This window comes from Paenibacillus sp. 1-18 (assembly GCF_000520755.1).
GTDB classification, from domain to species: domain Bacteria; phylum Bacillota; class Bacilli; order Paenibacillales; family Paenibacillaceae; genus Paenibacillus; species Paenibacillus brasilensis.
Window position 1 is genome coordinate 1 of record NZ_ASSB01000126.1, and the last position, 19,911, is coordinate 19,911.

The following is a 19,911-nucleotide window of genomic DNA, read 5'->3' on the forward strand; positions in this document are numbered from 1 at the left end:
CGGAATTGGTTGCATTCATGTCGAATCGGTGCGGGAGCTGCGTCTACTGGAGGATATTGCGGCCCAGGCGGGCTTGTTTGTCAGAGCTGCGGTTCGTATCAATCCCGATAACGATCTGTCGGGGGCGACGATAAAAATGGGCGGTGTTCCACGTCCCTTTGGTGTCGATGAAGGGCAGCTGGAGCACTTTTTTGAGGTGCTGGAGGATTGTCCGCATGTTTATTTTCAAGGTATCCAGGTGTATACAGGCACGCAAATGCTTAAAGTGGATCAGATTCTGGCTTCATTTGCGAATACGCTGCAGTTGGCGGAACGTGTACAGGCCCGGTATGGGGTTGCCATGCATACGGTAAATTTGGGCGGCGGGTTTGGTGTTCCTTATTTTGCTCATGAGCAGCCGCTCGATATGGAGCAAGTTATCGACGGACTAAACGCACTCGCGGAGCAGACCCAGTCCCGTATGCCGGGGGTTACGCTGATTATCGAAAGCGGAAGGTATTTGGTCGCTCAAGCAGGCATGTATGTTTGCCGGGCACTATATATAAAGGAGTCCAAGGGAGAGAAATTTGTCGTGGCTGATGGCGGCATGAATCATTATGCCTCGGCTGCTTTTCGGGGACGCCGCATTCGGGACAACTACCCGGTGCGAATTATGCGCAAGCAAGTAACGGAACGGGAAGTGCAGGAAGTGAGAGCTAACATGCGCATGGAGCAGCGAAACGTTCCTTTTCAGGAGGCCATGGCTGTTGAGCTGCCAGGGGAGGCTGCAAGTCGGATCGGGGAGCATCCGGTAGAAGCATCACTGGAGCTGGAAACGGTAAGCATTGTTGGCCCGCTCTGCACACCCGAGGATTGTATTGTGAAAAAGGCGCAGCTTCCCCCGATTCAGGAGGGCGACTATATCGTCTTTCCAAACGCGGGAGCCTATGGATTAAGCTATAGTCCAGTACATTTTCTGGGTCATGCTACCCCGGCAGAGCTGCTTGATTTTCGCGGGGAGATACATGTGATTCGTGAACACGGTGACCGCACGGATTTGCTGCATCATCAGCGTATGATTCCGTTGCCCGAGGATGTGCTGTAAGCAAAGATGTGCTATAAGCATGCAAAAACGCCAAAACCTTGGGGAGTCGATACAAAATCGGCTTCCCGTGTTTTGGCGTTTTTTTACGTTGTAAGCTTTGTCGATTGGATTAGCGCTGCTTGGAGCTGCGCATTTCCTGACGTACGAGCTGCCACACCATAAAAATCAGTACAGCCACTTGTGGGACAAACGTTTCCCAAGTCGGGTACATTCCGAGCCAGCTAATGGTTGGGAGCGTGGAGTCAGTATGCCCCGTAAGCTTGCCAGCCACTTGAAGCGAATGAATACTTTCGCCCAAAAATCGGAATACGAGATAGTAAATCAATACAGTGGCAGTCAGGAAAAAGGCGCGAATCGGCAAACGTACGCTGAATTTAATGATTGCAAATGCCAGGACGACCAGTATGGCTATTGCTGAACCAATACCGATCAGCAATTGTGAGGTTTCGATGGCTGGAGCCATACCGATATAAAAGATGGCTGTCTCGGCTCCTTCACGCAAAATCGCGAGTGCAGACACTGCAAATAGCGACCACAGGCTGCCACGCGCCAGCGCATTGCCGACGCTGTTTTCAACAAAGCGGTTCCACGCAGCAGCGTTGGATTTGCTGTGCAGCCAACTGCCCACAGTCAGCATGAGCACAACCGTTACCAGCCCGGTAACGCCTTCCAGCAGCTCACGCATGCTGCCTGAGGCGGCAGCCGCCACCAGCGTGGTGAACAGCACCGCCAGGACACCGCTCAGCACCAGTCCCGTGCCGGCGCCTGCCCAGATCCAGCGGCCAGCCACGGCCTCGCCGCTTTTTTTGGCATACGCCAGCAGAGCTGCAAGCACGAGAATGGCCTCCAAGCCCTCGCGCAGCAAAATCAGAGCGGCATCCCAGGCGGAGTAGGAACGATTTTCCGTCAACGGACGAAGCCTGTCCAGCATTTGATCAATCGTCTGGATCGCTTTGGCCGTGTCTGGTGGAGAAGACAGCAGATGACCGGAAGCCTCGGTCATTTCATTTTCAATCGCAGTATACGAAGCTGGATCGGAAATTTGCACATGTCCTTCCACAGAAGGCCACATAGCGATAAACTGACCTATTTTGTCAGCCGCTGGCGCTGGCTGACGGGCTACCGCATCTTGTCGTGCGGATTCGAGCAATTGGACTGCATCGGCCAGGGAAGCCGTCGAACCATTTGTCGTTCCAGCCGCCGCATTGCCTGCACCTGCTCCTTGTCCTGTGTTCACGGATTTGCCCTGACTATAATCGGATAGCAGGGTCGTCAGCTCCTGCATTTCCTTTAGAGCCTGCTCTTGACGAATCGGCTCGGCTTGCATGGAAATGCGAATGAGACTGATTTTAGTTTCCAGCGCACTGTATATCGGAAAATTGTCCGAGCGAATCGGCGTTTCCACCTGGTACCAGGCTTTTACGATTCGGTCGTAATCCAGCCGGGCAGCCGTCCAGTTGCCTTTTTGCATGGCAGCCAGACTGCCCTTGGCCATAGGCAGCAGTTTTTCTGCTGCTGTGGCTCCAGCCGGAGCTGATTGATCTCCTTCAGCAGCAGTCACATACTCATTGACTGAGCGGGCCAGCACGGATAGTGCAGCTTTTGCTGACTCTCCGCCGCCACTGGCAAGCGCCTGCTCCGCGTCGGTGAGTGCTTGATCCACGGCTGCGATGTGGGCTGAATCACCGCCATTTGTTTTGGCATTCTCCCACAGAGCACGGAATTGTTTAAGATCCTTGGAGGCTTCCATCCATTGGGCTTGTCCCGCCTCCACCAGCGCTCCGCCCACCATAGGCATCAGTTGATCGTTGGAGACAGCTTTGGCGTCTGATTGTGCCAAAGCGACCGCTCCCGAATTGGATATGAACGGAGTCACTGTCAGCAGCAGAGCTGCCAGCAGAAACACCCATCCCAAGTTTTTATTGCGCCGCTTCATCATAAATCCCCTTCCTTGCCTGCTGTTACAATAACGTATCCCCGATGTAGCCGCCTTGCGATACACCCGGGAAGCAGGCGAACACCGCACTGCCTTTGTGTACAATATATTCGTTCAGCTTGTCATTGCGTGCAAGCTTCTCCTGAATATGAACGAACTGCTTGAACAGATCACGCTGGTAGCTGATGAACAGCAGTCCGGCATCCAGCTGTCCTGTTTGCTTGTCCAATCCACTTGAATACGAATAAGACCGCCGCAAAATATTAATGCTCCCATCTCCATGAGCCAATGCAACATGAGAGGTGGGGGGCGTAAGCGGCTTGCCTTCTGGACTTGTAGCCGTCAGATCGAGCTTGTCAAACTCCTTGGCCTTGCCCAGTGGCGCACCGCTGCTGCGATGGCGCCCAAAGGTATCCTCTTGGTCGCCCAGTGTCGAGCGATCCCAAACCTCTATCCGCATGCGTACACGGCGTACAGCCATATAGCTGCCGTTGCCCATCCATGCAGGACCGTCACTGGACTGTGTCCATACCAGCCGCTTCATCTCGTCTGCCTTGGACGTATCCGGGTTCCCTGTACCGTCCTTGAAGCCAAGCAAATTGCGTGGTGTGCTTCCCGCCGGATCGGCCTGTGCTGTCCGCTGGAAGCCCTCCTGCGTCCAGCGAAGCACTGCCGTTCCTCGGGCGATCCGTGCCAAATTACGCAGGGCATGGAAAGCGACCTGCAGGTCATTGGCGCATACCTGTACGCCAATATCGCCGCCGCACCATTGCTCATCCAGCGCATCCCCCTGGAAACGGGGCAGCTCACGGAACCCGGCAGGTTTAAGTCCTGCCAGGCCATAGCGGCCATCAAAAAAGGATGGGCCCACTCCAAATGTGATCGTCGTCCGGGACGGTGACAACCCTGCCGCCTCGCCTGTATCGGAAGGAGGCAGGTTGAGGTTTTCATTATCGGTACCGATCAGCGTGCCAGAAGTCATCGCAGCACTGGCTTCCGTCCAGGCTTTGAACAGGCTGCGTACCTCTTCCTTGTCGCTTGTCGTCAGATCAAAGGCTGCAAAGCAGATAAAATCCTGTGCCGGAGTCACAATACCGGCCTGATGTTTGCCGTAAAAAGGGACCACATCTTGGGTATCTGCCTCCGTCACCATGCTTTCGAGGCGCTGACCAGCTGACAGCACAGCTCCGACACCGCCGCCGAGCAGGAGACCCAGTCCACCTACCCCGGCCAGCTTCAAGAGCTCCCGGCGTGATACGGTTGTGCTCTTTCCTGACAGCTCACCATCCGCTGGCTGAGCATCCTTTTTTTCCAGATCAGCTTGTTCTTTATGGGATTCCGTATGCTGCGGGGCTCCCTGTTCCTTTTGTCGCCTAAAGCCTTTCATGTCGTTACACTCCTAACATTTTACCCATTTGGGACAACGGTTCTGCCAAGGCATCGAGGTTCTGGCTCAGCTTTTTAATTTCTTCCGGCTTCAGTTTGGTATACAACACGTAGCCTTCACCTTCCTTGAAAGGAGCCAGCTCCTGCTGCAAGGCGGCAAAGCGCTCACCAATTTGTTTTTCCAACGCCGCATCTTTTTGGTTCAGGTCTGTTTTCAAGATGTCATATATCTTTTGGGCGCCTTCCACATTGGCTGCAAAGTCGTACAAATCTGTATGCGAATACCGTTCCTCTTCACCGGTTACCTTGGAGGAAGAGACTTCATTCAACAGCTCCACTGCCCCCGTTACCATCAGGCTGGCGTCAATGTTAACCGTTTCTACCTTGGCACGCAGCAGTTTGGCATCACTCAACAGGCGGTCGGCAAACTCGTCCAATCCTTTGGTCGTGTTCTCTTCCCACAATGTTTTTTCAATACGGTGAAAGCCGCGCCAATCCGCGGCATCCACATCACCGTCGCGGGCATCAATATTCGGGTCCAGATCGCCCAGCGCTTCTGCAATTGGTTCAATCCGCTCATAGTACATGCGCGCAGGAGCATACAGCGACTTGGCTTTGTCGAGTTCGCCAGCTTTGACCGCATTCGTGAATTCTTCCGTCTTCTTCACAAATGTATCGCATTGCTCGATGGCATAGGTGCGGTAAGCTGCTACCGCTTGATCGAAATTGGGAGCAGGAGCTGCAGGAGTCGTTGTCTGTGTTGTTGCCCCCGCATTTTTGGTCGCTGCAGCCGGCTGCTGAGTAGCAGTTCCGGCTTGTCCGCAGCCTGCGAACAGAATAGAAGAGACCAGCACTCCAGCCGGTACGGCATAACGTAGTTTCATAATCAATGACACCCTTTCTGGCCACACTGGCCCTGAACCATAGTCTGTTGCGAGATATCTATATCGAATTATTATTTGATAATGATTATCAGTCGCGGTTTTTCTTATCATAAGGCTGGCCCATATGCCTGTCAATACATAATTTAGACACAAAGTTCAACGCACCATTAAAGCTGCAAGTAAGGTGCCTATGCCCATTTTTACCCGCATATTGAACCATACCTGAGCACATGACATAAAATGTGTTGACTGTATCCCTTAACCTTGTTACACCACACAAAACCCGAGCAAGGAGGGGTGAAATTGACGAAGGGTAACGACCACAAAAACAAGTTTTTGTTAACTCACCGTGAACGTGAAGTATTTGAACTGCTCGTGCAGGACAAAACGACGCGTGACATCGCCGGACAGCTATTTATTAGCGAAAAGACGGTCCGAAACCATATTTCTAATGTTATGCAAAAATTGAACGTAAAAGGTCGTTCACAGGCGGTCGTGGAATTAATCAGGCTTGGCGAATTAAAAATCTGACCTCTCGTTCCTTGCGGGGTACAAAGTCTTCTCGATGATCCTTTAACATGAAGGAAGGGCGGGAAGGCTTTTGTTTTGTGATAAGTGATATGGTCAAACCAAGTGAGTTTATCGTATTTTGAGAGAAGAATGGAGAGAACTACAGCAAACGTAAAAAATAAGCGAGTGTCTCAGAAATAGACATCCGCTTGCTTTAATCATTTGTAGTTTAAAAATCATAATTCAGAAGCTGTTCCTGACATTCAGCTATTCTTGATAGCTCCGATTTGGGATAGCCCAGTCGTTTTGTTTTTCTACTGCACATCCAGCAGGAACAATGGATTTTTCCTTTGGAGAATACACCGTCGAATTTGACGACCCATCCCCGGTATGCTGAAAGTCGTTTTTTACGCTGAATAACCCGCTTTCTGTGGTGCCTAAAATAAGCTTGATTACGATTTTTTTGATTAGGTTTCATTATCATCACGCTCCCTTGGGCAAAGGCTCAGCCCGCAGGAATTCCAAGGGTTAAAGGTTTCTACGGGCAGAGCGTGATGGTATGTTTCTCAATATTTAGAGTCATCTGTGTCACCTCTTGGTAGGAAATGATGGGTTAAGTGGGGGAGTGAATCAGCATAGATTCAAAGTTAACCTTGAATTTTGCTCTCATCATAAAATCAATACCTAAGATGCCATCGAACCCATACGGTTCTTGAACTGAACCAAGCTGGACAGGAAATGTATTTAATTGGATATGCTCAATTTTCAGATTAGGAATGGTCTGTTCGTAGCAGATTTCGCTTGTACCGCCCACCCCATACATCCGCTTGGCTCTTCCGTTAATAAAATCAATGTGAATGCCGATTTGGGCAAGTAAATCCGTATCAAACACGGTTGCTGCGCATCCTGTATCGAACAATACGTTTGGCAATAGAACAGTTTGGTCGTGATGTTTTAAGGTCAAGGAGACAATGGGCAAACCATTATAGAGACGGATCTTCATGTACGCTGCCGCACCCCTGAAAAAAACTCTTCTACAACCTCGACATCGGTTCGGCTGGTATGGAATACATACAATTCTCGTGACGGATATAGTTTGTGAAATTGTTTATACCCGCTCCAAGCTTCTTGCGGATCACCGTAATCCTGAATGACCGCCATGTCTTCAAGATTGCGCATACGATTATTGGAACTGGCTTTAATCGCCTCCACTAACACAAAACGACTCGGATGTAGTTCGGCAATATCTCCCCATTTCATCGACTTCACCTCGCTTGACCTGCTTTATTTTTTATTATAGCACAGCCGAGTGGACGGCAAGGAATGGAGGTTGGATTGTTATTATATGGTATAATCTTGTTGCGAATTTAAAGTAATCAGCTTCCGAATCCTAGCAGCAATATTATATGTGGATAAAGGAGCTTAATATTTTGTATAAAGTCTATCATTAGGTGGGGCAGCAATGAGAGTTGAAAAAATTATATATCCAACCCCTCTTTCCCAGATAGCAGATATTGAGGACGACTACTCCTCCACCAGATCTTATTGTAAAGTCATTGTACAGAGGAAAATATTGAGCAAGCCATTAAAAATTATGCTCAAGAAGACGCTTTTTGGCTTAAATTATTATTTGCAGCTAGTATTGATCGAACGCTCTTAGATTTAGATACAGTATATACACTTCTCAAGGAAGGTAGAAAAATAAAACGCTTAAACCGCTGAAATATGTGGGAATTTGTGTGCAAGTGTTGTATTATATATAGAAGGAAGAAACTACCATTCAATCATGTAGCCGCTCATATGAACAATCAATGCAGAAGGCTGTACCACAATGTTATACAAGGATAATAATGCATTCGGTGATAGTCTAAGAATGTAAATGCAATATGGAATCCCTGAAAGATCAGTATTCAGGGTATCGACAGAATGGAAGAGATGGATCAGGTCTCGAGGGTAGCAGGAAGTAGCTTTTCCATAGAGCTACCTGGTATATTCTTGATTGGAGGTGAACAGGAGACATATGACACCCAACCAACACTTGATGACTTATACGCTGAACAGCGGCATAAAGGGAACTGTCGACCTATCCAGTAGGCAGGTGCAGGAATGGATCAAAGCATATCGAATTGGCAGCAAGTTTGTAACGGTAGTAGGTAAACAATATTTTGGCTTAAACCCTGAGTTGGTAGCAGATTTTAAGGTACATAATGAATACTCGGAGCAGAGAGAGCACATATCCATGATACAGCCTGTAATAGAACGCAAGGCTATAAATGTGGACCCGCTGGCAGATGCATACAATCAGCATAAAACATTAATTCAGGTTGAATGTAAATGTGGAGCCTCTTATATGGAGGAGTCACCGCACAAAAGAACCAAGTGGTCCTGCAAGGAATGCAATAACATTGTATTTCTGGATCGTAAGAAGGGTATGGTGGATACGGAAAAAGGCAAGGCGTGGTATATGACGAACATGTACTATGTGGAAAGATAAAACAACTGACCTGGGTCAGTTGTTTTATTCCATATGTCGATTCCCTGACTTTTATAAATCAGCTATAAGCTTTTGCCAAATAATAAAATTGATGTTTTTTGCGCTTTGTAGTACATTATCAAGTGTATTATAAGGAGGCTTCTCATGTACGGACATAGACAAGATGATACTTTATACATCATGACTTACACATTAAATAGCGGTATCAAGGGCACAGTGCCTTTGTCTAATCAGCAGATACAGGAATGGCTTGAGTGTTACAGAATCGGCAAAAAATTTGTAACCGAGATTGGCAAAGAGTACTTTGGACTGCATGCAGAATTGGTGGCAGATTTTAAAGTGCACAATCAGTATTCAAGCTATCAGGAGGTCATTATCCCGATTCAACAGCCGGATACTGGCTTAAAAGAGCTGTCCCAAGCTTACAAATCAACAGAAACCTTGATTAAAGTAGATTGCAAATGTGGTACATCGTATGTAACAGAATCCCCCATTAAGCGGACCAAGTGGTACTGCACCAAATGCCGGGAGATTGTCTTTCTTGACAGTAAAAAGGGAATGGTTGACACTTCTAGAGGCAAGGCTCATTATATGACGAATAAGTATTTTGTGGACCGGGAAACAACTGGCGTGTAAGCCGGTTGTTTTTTTATGATTGGGGGTGAACGTCATCCGGGAAAATTATACGAACGGGGCAAGAAACCGCATGAGTACGAACAAAGTGTACATCAACGAAACGCTTCAACTGGAACAAATCATAAGTGATCTGCGGGTGATGGGCTACATTGCTTTTCACCATCATCCACAAATCGCAGGTGAGCCTGATGAACAGGAGGAGCTGAAACAGCAATTGCTGTCGTTTTTTCAACAGCATCATGTATTGTGGATTGAGGTAGATCCCTTAACGCAATATGCGGTAATTAATAATATGGGTAAGGCCACGGTACTAAAGCTGATTGGTCGCAGGATGAACCCGTTACGTGATCAGAGAGCGAATGCTGCTTTGGCCGGACAGCCGCTTCACGAATGGGATCGGGAAATAGAGCGGTTGGATCAACTGGTGCATCTGCTGCGCTATACCCGTTTTACATAAGTCGGTGTGATCGAAAACAAGAATAACCCAAAAAAGCATTCACGAAGCATGTATAATCACATGCCGTGAATGCTTTGTTAGCTTGCCCTCTATTTTCTACCGCATAAGATGAGCAAATCTACTGTAATATGGGTTAAATTCATTTTCTGTACTCGATGCCAATCTGCTTCCGTGGCTCCCCACGTTAAGGGAGTCATATGGATTAAAGGCTCCATGAGATCGGCATGTAACGGAAAACAATAGGTTACCCGCTCGACGTTTAGAAGTTGAAAATGCTCTTTAAATCGGCTTAACGTATTGTCATTCGAATAAGCAGGTTTATTCTTGTTCAGTTCATACCCGTATCTTAATTCCTGAAGATAATATTGCTCTGGAACGACCTTCAGGATGCAGCCATCTTCTGCTAGAACTCTTGTAAATTCAGCATAATTAGAGGGAGATAAAATATTGAGTATACCGTCAAATTGTTGGTTTGCAAAAGGACAATGAGCCAGATCGGCAACGCACCAGAGAGGCTGTGGATATTTTTTGGACGCAGCAGCAATGCCTTCTTTAGATAGATCCATACCTACGCTAGTAAGCTCACGGATTCCCTTCTGGATTAGTTTATCCTGAATGTGGCTCAGATGAGAGCCTTCCCCGCAGCCCGCATCCAGCAAGTAAAGCTGTCTATTTTGGTCAAGCAGTGGCTTCATGAATTCCACCATATGATTGGTTATGGCTTCATTTAAGGGATCAAAAAATCCACTGTTGTACATCCTTCTTCGGGAGGCAAACAGTAGTTTATCATATTTAGTTTTGTAGGCTCGGGAGGATAAATGTATATATCCGTGCCTGGAGAGATCATAGCAATGCTGGTTAGTACATAAAAGGCTTTTACATGTCACCATACGCATCGGTTGAGAGCATAGAGGGCATCTAAAAAGATGCTGATACTTCTCCATCTGATTGGCCTTCATCGTGTGTTTATTCCATTTGTGCATAGAAGAGCACCCCATTCATTCGTATTTTGGTGAATGAAAAAGGCACAGTCAAATAAACCCAACCCATTTTCCTGAAAAATGGCTGAGCTTTACTTAAACTGTACCTCACATTACCGTAAACGAATGAATTGGATAATCATATGGTGCAGCACTCCCCTAAAAAAATAGAAAGGGCTTTCGCCCTCTCTATTGTAACATATTTAATAAGAAGCTGTGAACTTACACCGATTTCAAGAACTCCACAATGGTTAACAGACCTTTATCGAAATTCTCCAAATTAAAATGCTCGTTCGGCGCATGCAGGTTCTCATCCGGCAAGCCGAAGCCCATCAATACAACCGGAGCAGTCAGCACACGAGAGAAGGTTTCCACGATCGGAATGGAGCCGCCATCTTTGGTAAACAGGGCACGCACACCGTACACCTTTTCAAAAGCATCTGCCGCTGCTTGCAAAAACGCATGTGACGGGTCAATGTTAAAGGCGTTTGCTTTCTCACCCTGTTGGATTTCCAGAGTGGCTCCTGGCTGAACATGGGCGCGTAAATGGCGCTCGATTTTGTCCAGAATATCCTGCGGATTCTGGTTCGCCACCAGACGGCACGTAATTTTCGCGTGAGCTTCCTTCGGGATGACCGTTTTCGTACCCTCACCCTGAAATCCACCGTACACGCCGTTCAGCTCCAGTGTCGGACGCGCTCCAACACGCTCGACGAAGCTGAAACCCTCTTCGCCATATAGAGAATCCAGCGCAAGTTCCTGCTGCAGCTTGCCCTCATTGAAGCCTTGCTTCACAAATTCGTCTCTCATCTCAGCCGATAACGGGGCAACATCGTCGTAGAATCCTTCGACGCTCACACGACCCTTGTCGTCATGCAGGGTTGCCAGCAAAGACACCATAGCATGCAGAGCATTCGGTACGCCGCCGCCAAAGGAGCCGGAATGCAAATCCGTATTCGCGGTATGAATGGCCACTTCCAGTGAGCACAATCCACGCAGGCCTGTGCAAATTGCAGGCTTTCCTTTTTCGATCAGGGAGGTGTCGGACACCAGCACAGCGTCAGCCGCCAGACGTTCAGCTCCGGTCTGCAAAAACTCAAGCAGATTCGGGCTGGATACTTCTTCTTCACCTTCAATACAAAATTTGATATTCAACGGCAGCTTGCCCTCTTGCTTCAAAATGGCTTCAACCGCCTTAATGTGCAAGAACATCTGGCCTTTGTCATCTGTCGCTCCGCGTGCATATAACTTTCCATCGCGGATAGCTGGCTCGAATGGCGGCGTTTCCCACAGGTGAAGTGGATCAACGGGTTGTACATCATAGTGGCCGTATACGAGGATGGTCGGTTTACCAGGTGCATGCAAATGATCAGCGTACACCAGCGGATGACCTTTGGTTGGAATAATTTCAACGTTTTCCAGGCCGGCAGCAGTCAGTTTGGCAGCGAGCCAGTTGGCTGCCTGATTAATGTCCTTTTTGTGCTCCGATAATGCGGAAATACTTGGAATGGCCAACCATTCCTGCAGCTCGTTTAGCTGCTGCTCTCTGGCTTTTTCGAAATAAGCAGAATAACTCATAAAATATGTATCCTCCTTTGCACTTGTAATCGTGTGATTTTTTTGCTTTATACCCCGAACCGAGGTTGTGGACGATATATCTAGTTTACTACGTTTTGCGCTGAACGAAAAATATGGAGATAAAAAAACGATTCTATCCCGGTCCGTCGTTCAGACCTGAATAGAATCGCCACTTCATCATGAATAGGTTGCACTTGCACTTACACCCGAATGTCCAGCTGACCCCCTAGATGAGGCTGTACGCTTTTTTCCATCATCTGTATCAGCGCTTGTCCTTGTTCATTAGCTTGGTCTTTGGCCATAGTAGCAACCTTAAAACTCGCGGCTTGAGCTAAACTGGCTTGGCTCATACCTGTCGATAATGCTGCGATATCCATGTTCCAACCCTCCTTCATGGTGAAGACTCTCTTTCTCTATATTTATCGGTTGGAATGGTTATTTTGTTTCATCCAATTGGAATTGGTGCAGCAAATCCTGGAGCTGCTCTGCCAGACGAGTCAAATCTGCAGCAGAAGAACCGATCTCTTCCATCGAGGCGAGCTGTTCCTCGGCGGCGGCGGATACAGTCTCCGTATGGGACGCAGCTTCCTCAGCGATACGCGTAATTTCCTCCATACTGCTAACGACTGTACTTGTACCCTCTGCGACCCCGGCCGTAGAGGCTGCAACGTTATCGAGTTGCTTTGCCGATTTGGCTACCGCTCTACGGATACGGGCGAAGGAGCGACCGGACAGGTCAATGGAATTAATGCCTTCGCTTACGCGTTCTTTGGCCGATTCCATTGCGATCAGGGCCTCAGAAACACCGCTCTGTATCCCTTGAATTTGTTCGCGAATTTGTTGTGCTGAATGAGCTGAGTTCTCAGCCAGCTTGCGGACCTCGGTCGCTACGACAGCAAAACCCTTGCCGTGCTCCCCTGCGCGTGCTGCTTCAATGGAAGCGTTCAGCGCGAGCAGATTAGTTTGGCTGGCGATTTCCGTAATGACGGTGACAATCGTTCCGATTCGTCCGGATCGGTCACTCAAAGCGCTGATAATCGTATCCAGCTCTTCCACCGTAGTGCGAATGCCGTCAATGGAAACGACACTATTGCCGATATGCTCACTGCCTGCATCCGAAGCCTGAATGGCCTGTGAAGAGTAGGTGGTCATTTCAGCCATGGTTGTGGTCATAGCCGCAATGTCCTCGGACATGCCGCGAACCCGTTCCTGATTATCTTTAGCACTGCCCACTTGACGTTCACTGCCTGCGGCCACATCTTGAATAGCTACGGTCACATGCTCGATGGCACGGGTCGTTTGTTCTGCCCCTGCGGCAAGCTCTTGCGAGGAGGCTGACAAATTGCCTGTCATTGCTTTAACTTCTCGGATCATGTTACGCAGGTTATCCAGCATTTGTTGGAAATATCTTGACAAATCGCCGATTTCATCGAAGCTGGTTGTCGCCACATTGATGGAAAGATTACCTTGGCTGATCACTTCCATGGAATTACGTAATCTTTGGATCGGCTTGAGTATACTGCTGATTAACCATAGTGCGAGCATACCGATGATGATGGCTGAAATCACCAGCACAATGATAGTAGTGATCAGAATCGGTTTGGCGGAGGCACTTGTTTCCGATTTGTCTATCGTTCCGGCAATTTTCCAGCCCGTCAGCGTATTGGTTTTGAAAATCAGGTTTTTGGCTACGCCATTTAAATTATAGTTAAAGCTGCCTTCCTTGGAGGCAAACAGTTGTGGCAGCATTTCTCCCATTTTCGTACTTCCGCTGACTTCTGTCGGGTGAGTAACGATATGCTTGTTATTATCGAATATGACGATATAGCCCTTTTGTCCGATTTTTAATTTTGTAAGTTCTTTCAAATTATTCAGGTTCAGCGAAATGCCGAGAACACCGCTATTGTCGGGAAGTGTACGTGAAATATACACAACGGGAACCTTACTCGTATTGAGCTCGACAGGACTGATTGCGGTTTGGCCGGGGTTCTCCATAGCCTGCTTGTACCACGGACGCTCACGAGGGTCGTTATAGACTCCGGTAGCTTTGCCGAGAATAAGTTTCCCTTCGGGAGTTCCTAAAAATATATTGATGACTTCCGAATGCATTTTTATATACACTAGTAGTCTTTCCTGAATAGCTTTATCTGCTTCTGCACTGTTATTACTAGCTGTCATCGTAGAAGTGTAATATTCAAGATCGTCGATTTCGGATTGAATGGTTTGGGTAATTGCGCGATCGGATGCGGTAATGCTAGTTGTCGCACTATCGAGTAATTGAGATTCCGTTTGGTCATATGCTGCCTGATAGGAAAACGTGCTGACAATAATACAAGGAACTAGCATGACCAGCAGAAATGCTGTTGTCAATTTTTTGCGTAATGTTAAATTTGTCAGTCGTGTCAGTTGTTTCAGTTGTTTCATCAAACCCCCTGCTTTCTACGTGCATATTCACTTCTAATATTTATATTATATGTATTTACTATCGGTTATTTTAAGCTGAATTAATAGATTTATTGCTAATTTGTCCAATACGTTCAAAATGTTTTTGCATAGATTGGAGTATCTTGCAATGTGGAGGGATGAGGTATGGGTTTTTTTCTGGATATGAGAGGCTCCACCAATTCATCACAAACAGGTGAGGGTCCCAATATACAACTGGGTCCTGTACCCGAGCGGTTTGGTTTGATTACCTTGAGAACCTTTCTTGTACCGAGTCCGATTGTGACCTTTAGCGGTTCAATTGGGCTGCTTGGTGAACTTGGTGATACGTATGCGGTTGAAATCGTACGTGGCGCCGACTACGATCCGAGCGAGGTAGTCTACCGAGCTGAGGGGGTATTGGGAGCTACAGGGGCTAATGAAACGCAGGCCTTTAACGCGCAGGATCTGTCTGCCCCATGGGCAATACAAACGGTGTATTCTTCTTATATTTCCGGTGTATCGACGACGGTTCGCAATGGTCCGGAGGTATTCACCGGCATCGCTTCAACTCCATTTTTATAAATATATCAGACGAGTATTTCCTTATTAAGAGGCTCGCTGCCTGTTCATAGTTCTTCTATGATTAGGCGGCTGCGTTGGTCGTGGAATGACTAACAGCAGATCACCAATACTGCAACAAGAAATGAAGGCTCCAAGCTGATCAGCCACGAGCCTGGGCAGGCATCTGTCGCAGGCTCGTGGCTATGATGTTCAATAAAGTTGATTCTGCTTCCCGGCTTTTAATTCTTTAAAATCTCGCAAATACCCTGTCAACTCATTTGCCGCTTTGGTATGGGCGAGGAGTCCGGGATGGCTGCGAGACCCTATCGTTTCTTCCGTTGTGTTAGGAAGTTGGAACACGGACACATTCCGATCTCTTGTTTTTTTCTTATACGCGTCTACCGCCCGGTAGATCGCTGGCATCATCGGAGTACCAAGCATCCCATAGGCCCATACAATATGGGCAGCAGGATTACAGGCCCGAAGCTTGATAAGAAAATTTATGGCAGCGTTTTCAAAAACTTGTAAATCTTCTTCATTGAATGTGCCGTCCTCGTTCAAGCGTTGCTTGTACACTTTCCCACTTGCTGGGTCCGTCCATGCAGGAGAATAAAAGGCTCCCCCGTCATTACTTCCCAAATTTACCACGACGATATCTGGCTGCCATGAGGTAAAATCATGATCGGAAAATGCCCCCAATGCTTCATTTCTCTCTCCGGTGAGTACACCACATACCTGCTCATAATATGCCGGTATGTTCGTATGAGGATTATTATCCCAGCCTGTTAGGACACCCCATCCGCTTTGTGACAACACTCGGTAATCCGCATTTAATGCTTCGGCAGTTATGGCTGTATAATTATGTAGTGCCGTGAACAACATGGGAATCCAGTCTGCCTCCTCTTTCGCTCCAATTGCTCCTTCTCCCGAGGTAATGCTATCACCGATAAATTCCACCTTGTGGGGCTTATCTGTGACCGGCAGCAATTCTCCGTCAATCTTCAGAGCATGAATTTGCAACAAGCAGCGCGAGTCCGAGTTCATAGGCTGGACATCCTTGACCACACGGACATTTTTGACCATGTCACGGTTCAACCCTCTCAACAGACAGATCCAATGCCGTCCTGCGGTTACCATCAGGCGACTCATCGGGGCACCATTAATGACTATACTGATCCATTGCTCATATACCTGGTAATCGGCCTCCATCTCAATCCACAGCTCCGAGCCTTTGATATTTAATTCAATGCCGCTGCCTGTCCAAAACAGAGTTAGTGGTGTAAGTGTTTGCTTATGATAGCCAAAAGCACCAGCAAATCTTGAATTTGCCGGTGCTTTTATTGATATGGGATCAAGGGTCCATTAATTCGCTTTGCCGAACATGACAATGTTAATCGCCTTGCCAAAGTCTATACCTACTTTGCCAGTCAATTCTGCCGTTTTTTGTGCCAACACGACTGCATTGACGCCACAAGAGAACAGCGCAATATCAAACTCATCTTGGTGTGAAGTGATCCATTGGAGTGTTTCGTGCATCTGTTCATATTGATGAAATGCAAGTGTATGTGCGATATGAAGCCCGTAGGGCTCAGCCTCAAGAACGGGCTTGACTTCGGCGGCCGTCCGGGTGACCAGCAAAATACGTCGATCCTTGAGCATGTCCCAGAAAGCAGGTGTCTGAGCCAAATACCGATTCAGGCAGGCGTGGCAGGTCAGCGCGGGAGAAAGAGCATAGTGAGCAAAAACCTGATCAGTCAGCTCCCGCTTCATATAGGTTGGAGCTTTAATAGATTCATCATCATATGGCAAAATGCCGGAAATGGTAGCTTTGCGCACCGCTTCAGCCACCGCGTCTCGCAGCTCCGTATTTGGTAGAAACAATCCTTTTTGACCGAGATTGGCTTTGACCGCCCAACGTTCCTGTAGCACTTTTTCTATCGGCCAGACCGTATCCTGAGACAAAATCAGATTTTCACCATCTCCAATACGAATGAGCGAGAAGGGCTGTTGTCGATCCAGTGCCAGCTTCAGATAATTTAGTACCTCATCTATCTCCAGATACCTTGGATTAGTCATATCATGTTTCCTCCCAGTTGAACTTTGTATTCTATCATATGTCGAAAGCAAAAAGGTTTTTTGTATGAACGGCTATTCTTTTTTGAATTCTACCTAACTTTTACAAGAGTTGTTGCATTTGTACGTGCCGTTTCACAAGCGTCTTCATAATCTAAGAGAAGACGGTTGAAAGGGAGGAAGAACGATGAACCGCAGGATTGTGATTGAAATTAATTTTAACAACTATGGGATGAATCCCAACCGCCTGACACGTGAGTGGATTAGTGAGCGCATAGATATCTTCAGAACCTACACGCTGCGCAGCTTGCTCAGTCAGACAAATACGGATTTCCTATCTGTCGTCAAGCTGGCGGGCGGATGCAGTGACATCGTGGAAGAGGAGCTAGCCAAGCGTGAGCCCATTCCCGACCTTATCCGCTTTGGCACGAGTATCGAAAGCAAGCGTCGTATTCAGGCGTATGTCGAAGGTGCGGACGAATTGCTCATTGCACGCATTGATTCTGATGATTTGTATCATCGTTCTTTTGTACAACAATTGCATGATTATGAGTTTCAGCCGGATACGATTGCGTTGGTGAACCAACTGGGGTATCTGTGGGATGCGGTTGAGGGTCAGATGGCACCGGTATTCCACCGTTCGCCTTCCTTTTATGTATTCCGCTATCAAGTAAAGGATTTTCTGAATGATCATCGTATCGTCATTCCCGGCAAGGGTACGCACGGATATGTAACAGAGCTTCCGCACGAGGTGATTCCGCTTCGCAACTATGTGAACGTCATTCATGCTGCCAATACCTCGGTGAAGAAAGTACCGGCCAAGGATCGGCTGACAGAGAGTGAAATGAACGCTGTGCTGGCTGATTTTATGGGAACGGACACTGCCAATTCGTAACGGTCAGGAGGAGATTATATTGTTCAAAGGAAAAAAACTGCTGGTGACCGGAGGAACGGGATCTTGGGGGCAACGGCTAACGGCTGAATTGCTGAAGGAGGGACCGGCGGAAATTCGTATTTTTTCACGTGGTGAATTTGCGCAGATTGCTATGCAGCGGCAATTCCAATCTGACCCTCGATTGAATTTTGTGATTGGGGATATTCGGGATCTTCAGGCATTGCAAGAAGCCTGCCGCGGGGTGGACTATGTATTCCATCTGGCGGCATTGAAGCATGTTCCTGTGTGCGAGAGACAGCCCGAGGAGGCTTTCAAGACAAATGTACACGGTACGGAAAATGTGATCCGGGCCAGTATTGACCAGGGAGTTGCCAAGGTTATTGACGTCTCTACTGACAAGGCGGTAGACCCGGTGAATGTATATGGCATGACCAAGGCAATTGGCGAGCGACTGATGATTCGTGCCAACGCTTTGAGTGAGCGCACTCGCTTTGTGTGTATTCGCGGCGGCAACGTGCTGGGGACGAGTGGAAGTGTCGTACCTCTGTTCAAACGTCAGATCGCAGAAGGGCAGGATTTAACGCTGACGAGCCCTGAGATGACACGCTTCTTTCTCACGCTCGGCGAGGCGATCGGTTTGCTGCTGAAGGCTTCTGTCATGGCGATTGGCGGAGAGACGCTGGTGATGAAAATGAAGGGCTGCAATATTGCTGATCTGGCAAACGTGATGAAGGAACAGGCTGGTCAGCCAACGTTGAAAGTGAAGGAGATTGGCATACGCGGCGGGGAAAAGCTGCATGAGGTGCTGATTTCCCCCTATGAGGTGCCGCACACGTACCGCTATGATGATCGTTATTTTGTTATTCTTCCCCCGCAAGCAGACGAGCGCCTGTTGAGCCAATATGGCGGACTGGAACGAGTGAGCTTCGATCAATATCGCTCGGACGATGAATTGATGGACCGCGCGGGGATTGGTGAGCTGCTGCGAGGAATGGAGTAACCGATGAAAGAGGTGGGTATTTTGCAACTTATTGAAAAAATAACTAAAGGAACTGTAAAGGTTGCGGTAATCGGCCTCGGTTACGTGGGGCTGCCGATGGCAGTCGAAATGGCAAGGGCCGGTTATGATGTGTATGGTGTGGATTCCGATCCCGCCAAAGTAGCCAAGCTGCTTCAAGGACAGTCGTACATCATAGACATTAGCGATGCTGCGTTGAAAGGTCTGATCGGGCAGCAGCTATACCCGGTTACGGATATCAAGGTGCTGGAGCATGTCGATATTGTTGTCATTTGCGTGCCTACGCCGCTGACAGCCGGACATCAGCCCGATACATCCTATATCGAAACAGCTATTGATCAGGCAATCCCTCATTTATGCAGACAAACGCTGCTGATTCTGGAAAGCACCACCTATCCGGGAACGACCGAGGAACTGATTCGACCGGTAATTGAACAGCGGAGGGGCTGGACGGTAGGTAAGGATTTTTATGTGTGCTTTTCACCGGAACGCGTCGATCCGGGCAGTGTCCATTTTAATATTCGCAACACACCTAAAGTGATCGGCGGCTGTACGCCGGATTGTCTGGCAGCAGGAGCAAGCTTTTATGGCTCCTTTCTGGAGCAAATCGTCCCGGTCAGCTCGACAACTGTGGCGGAAGCCGCCAAGCTGTTCGAGAATACGTTTCGCAGCGTCAATATTGGAATGGTCAATGAGCTGACAGCTGCTTGTGAGAAAATGGGCATCAACATATGGGAGGTACTGGATGCAGCCGCAACCAAGCCATTTGGCTATATGCCTTTTTACCCGGGACCTGGCATCGGGGGACACTGCATCCCGGTCGATCCGTTGTACTTGTCGTGGAAATCCGAGCAGCATGGGCTTCCGCTCGAGTTTGTGGATTTGGCCGATCGCATGAACCGACGTATGCCGCTGTATATCGCGGACCGAATTGAAACCATGCTCGCACAGGAAGGGAAAGCCATAAATAAGGCCAATATCATCCTGGCAGGCGG

The 19,911-nt window shown here is 48.1% G+C and carries 22 protein-coding genes and 1 pseudogene; 10 read left to right on the forward strand and 13 right to left on the reverse strand.

Features of this window, described 5'->3' with window-relative positions; translation table 11 throughout:
- A partial coding sequence (locus L693_RS0107960; protein WP_025716806.1) for a diaminopimelate decarboxylase occupies nt 1-1,084 on the forward strand: 1,084 nt, incomplete at its 5' end.
- A gap of 109 nt (nt 1,085-1,193) precedes the next feature.
- On the opposite strand, the gene L693_RS0107965 is transcribed toward L693_RS0107960, so the two are convergent.
- From L693_RS0107965 to efeO, 3 genes are read right to left on the reverse strand one after another with little or no spacing between them, the layout of a single operon-like run.
- On the reverse strand, nt 1,194-3,020 hold the full coding sequence (locus L693_RS0107965) for an FTR1 family iron permease (RefSeq protein WP_025716807.1): 1,827 nt from the start codon (nt 3,018-3,020) through the stop codon (nt 1,194-1,196).
- Between the two features lie 25 nt (nt 3,021-3,045).
- Nucleotides 3,046-4,407, reverse strand: coding sequence for an iron uptake transporter deferrochelatase/peroxidase subunit (gene efeB, locus L693_RS0107970; protein WP_025716808.1), 1,362 nt, complete (start codon nt 4,405-4,407; stop codon nt 3,046-3,048).
- Between the two features lie 4 nt (nt 4,408-4,411).
- A complete protein-coding gene (gene efeO, locus L693_RS0107975; RefSeq protein ID WP_025716809.1) occupies nt 4,412-5,290 on the reverse strand; it encodes an iron uptake system protein EfeO in 879 nt (292 codons plus the stop codon).
- Between the two features lie 303 nt (nt 5,291-5,593).
- Between efeO and L693_RS0107980 the strand changes: the two genes are divergently transcribed.
- Entirely contained in the window at nt 5,594-5,821 is a 228-nt protein-coding gene (locus L693_RS0107980; RefSeq protein ID WP_007431813.1) for a helix-turn-helix domain-containing protein, read from the forward strand.
- Between the two features lie 208 nt (nt 5,822-6,029).
- Here L693_RS0107980 and L693_RS0107985 read toward each other — a convergent pair whose 3' ends face one another.
- From L693_RS0107985 to L693_RS0107995, 3 genes are all read right to left on the reverse strand, one after another.
- Entirely contained in the window at nt 6,030-6,278 is a 249-nt protein-coding gene (locus L693_RS0107985; RefSeq protein ID WP_025716810.1) for a hypothetical protein, read from the reverse strand.
- Nucleotides 6,279-6,413: 135 nt separating this feature from the next.
- On the reverse strand, nt 6,414-6,803 hold the full coding sequence (locus L693_RS0107990) for a retropepsin-like aspartic protease (protein WP_025716811.1): 390 nt from the start codon (nt 6,801-6,803) through the stop codon (nt 6,414-6,416).
- Nucleotides 6,800-7,060, reverse strand: a complete 261-nt coding sequence (locus L693_RS0107995; RefSeq protein ID WP_025716812.1) for a hypothetical protein — start codon at nt 7,058-7,060, stop codon at nt 6,800-6,802. Before L693_RS0107995 ends, L693_RS0107990 begins: the two co-directional genes overlap by 4 nt.
- Nucleotides 7,061-7,262: 202 nt before the next feature.
- On the opposite strand from L693_RS0107995, the gene L693_RS0108000 reads away from it, so the two are divergent.
- The 4 genes from L693_RS0108000 to L693_RS0108015 all read left to right on the forward strand — a co-directional run bounded on the left by L693_RS0108000 (nt 7,263) and on the right by L693_RS0108015 (nt 9,387).
- Complete coding sequence (locus L693_RS0108000) at nt 7,263-7,460, forward strand: hypothetical protein (protein ID WP_025716813.1); 198 nt, start codon at nt 7,263-7,265, stop codon at nt 7,458-7,460.
- Between the two features lie 360 nt (nt 7,461-7,820).
- Nucleotides 7,821-8,294, forward strand: coding sequence for a hypothetical protein (locus tag L693_RS0108005; protein WP_025716814.1), 474 nt, complete (start codon nt 7,821-7,823; stop codon nt 8,292-8,294).
- Between the two features lie 144 nt (nt 8,295-8,438).
- Complete coding sequence (locus L693_RS0108010; RefSeq protein ID WP_025716815.1) at nt 8,439-8,930, forward strand: hypothetical protein; 492 nt, start codon at nt 8,439-8,441, stop codon at nt 8,928-8,930.
- Nucleotides 8,931-9,000: 70 nt separating this feature from the next.
- Entirely contained in the window at nt 9,001-9,387 is a 387-nt protein-coding gene (locus L693_RS0108015) for a hypothetical protein (RefSeq protein ID WP_197029852.1), read from the forward strand.
- An 89-nt stretch (nt 9,388-9,476) separates the two neighbouring features.
- On the opposite strand, the gene L693_RS0108020 is transcribed toward L693_RS0108015, so the two are convergent.
- From L693_RS0108020 to L693_RS0108035, 5 genes and pseudogenes are all read right to left on the reverse strand, one after another.
- Entirely contained in the window at nt 9,477-10,082 is a 606-nt protein-coding gene (locus L693_RS0108020; protein WP_231503562.1) for a methyltransferase domain-containing protein, read from the reverse strand.
- A gap of 132 nt (nt 10,083-10,214) precedes the next feature.
- Nucleotides 10,215-10,385: pseudogene (locus L693_RS32075) on the reverse strand (putative RNA methyltransferase); the annotation flags it as partial.
- A gap of 204 nt (nt 10,386-10,589) precedes the next feature.
- On the reverse strand, nt 10,590-11,945 hold the full coding sequence (locus tag L693_RS0108025) for a dipeptidase (RefSeq protein WP_025716818.1): 1,356 nt from the start codon (nt 11,943-11,945) through the stop codon (nt 10,590-10,592).
- A gap of 200 nt (nt 11,946-12,145) precedes the next feature.
- Complete coding sequence (locus tag L693_RS29000; RefSeq protein ID WP_081752109.1) at nt 12,146-12,322, reverse strand: YjfB family protein; 177 nt, start codon at nt 12,320-12,322, stop codon at nt 12,146-12,148.
- Between the two features lie 58 nt (nt 12,323-12,380).
- Nucleotides 12,381-14,360, reverse strand: coding sequence for a methyl-accepting chemotaxis protein (locus L693_RS0108035; protein WP_025716819.1), 1,980 nt, complete (start codon nt 14,358-14,360; stop codon nt 12,381-12,383).
- Between the two features lie 174 nt (nt 14,361-14,534).
- On the opposite strand from L693_RS0108035, the gene L693_RS0108040 reads away from it, so the two are divergent.
- Nucleotides 14,535-14,951, forward strand: coding sequence for a hypothetical protein (locus L693_RS0108040; protein WP_025716820.1), 417 nt, complete (start codon nt 14,535-14,537; stop codon nt 14,949-14,951).
- A 189-nt stretch (nt 14,952-15,140) separates the two neighbouring features.
- Here the strand turns inward: L693_RS0108040 and L693_RS0108045 are convergent, their stop codons facing one another.
- Both L693_RS0108045 and L693_RS0108050 read right to left on the reverse strand, forming a co-directional pair.
- The gene (locus tag L693_RS0108045; RefSeq protein WP_025716821.1) at nt 15,141-16,139 is read right to left on the reverse strand and encodes an SGNH/GDSL hydrolase family protein; all 999 of its coding nucleotides are present in this window, start codon (nt 16,137-16,139) and stop codon (nt 15,141-15,143) included.
- 153 nt (nt 16,140-16,292) lie between these two features.
- Nucleotides 16,293-17,006, reverse strand: coding sequence for a GT-D fold domain-containing glycosyltransferase (locus L693_RS0108050; protein WP_025716822.1), 714 nt, complete (start codon nt 17,004-17,006; stop codon nt 16,293-16,295).
- 184 nt (nt 17,007-17,190) lie between these two features.
- Between L693_RS0108050 and L693_RS0108055 the strand changes: the two genes are divergently transcribed.
- From L693_RS0108055 to L693_RS0108065, 3 genes are all read left to right on the forward strand, one after another.
- On the forward strand, nt 17,191-17,898 hold the full coding sequence (locus L693_RS0108055; RefSeq protein ID WP_025716823.1) for a glycosyltransferase family A protein: 708 nt from the start codon (nt 17,191-17,193) through the stop codon (nt 17,896-17,898).
- Nucleotides 17,899-17,917: 19 nt separating this feature from the next.
- Nucleotides 17,918-18,898, forward strand: a complete 981-nt coding sequence (locus tag L693_RS0108060) for a polysaccharide biosynthesis protein (RefSeq protein WP_025716824.1) — start codon at nt 17,918-17,920, stop codon at nt 18,896-18,898.
- A gap of 3 nt (nt 18,899-18,901) precedes the next feature.
- A partial coding sequence (locus tag L693_RS0108065; RefSeq protein WP_025716825.1) for a nucleotide sugar dehydrogenase occupies nt 18,902-19,911 on the forward strand: 1,010 nt, incomplete at its 3' end.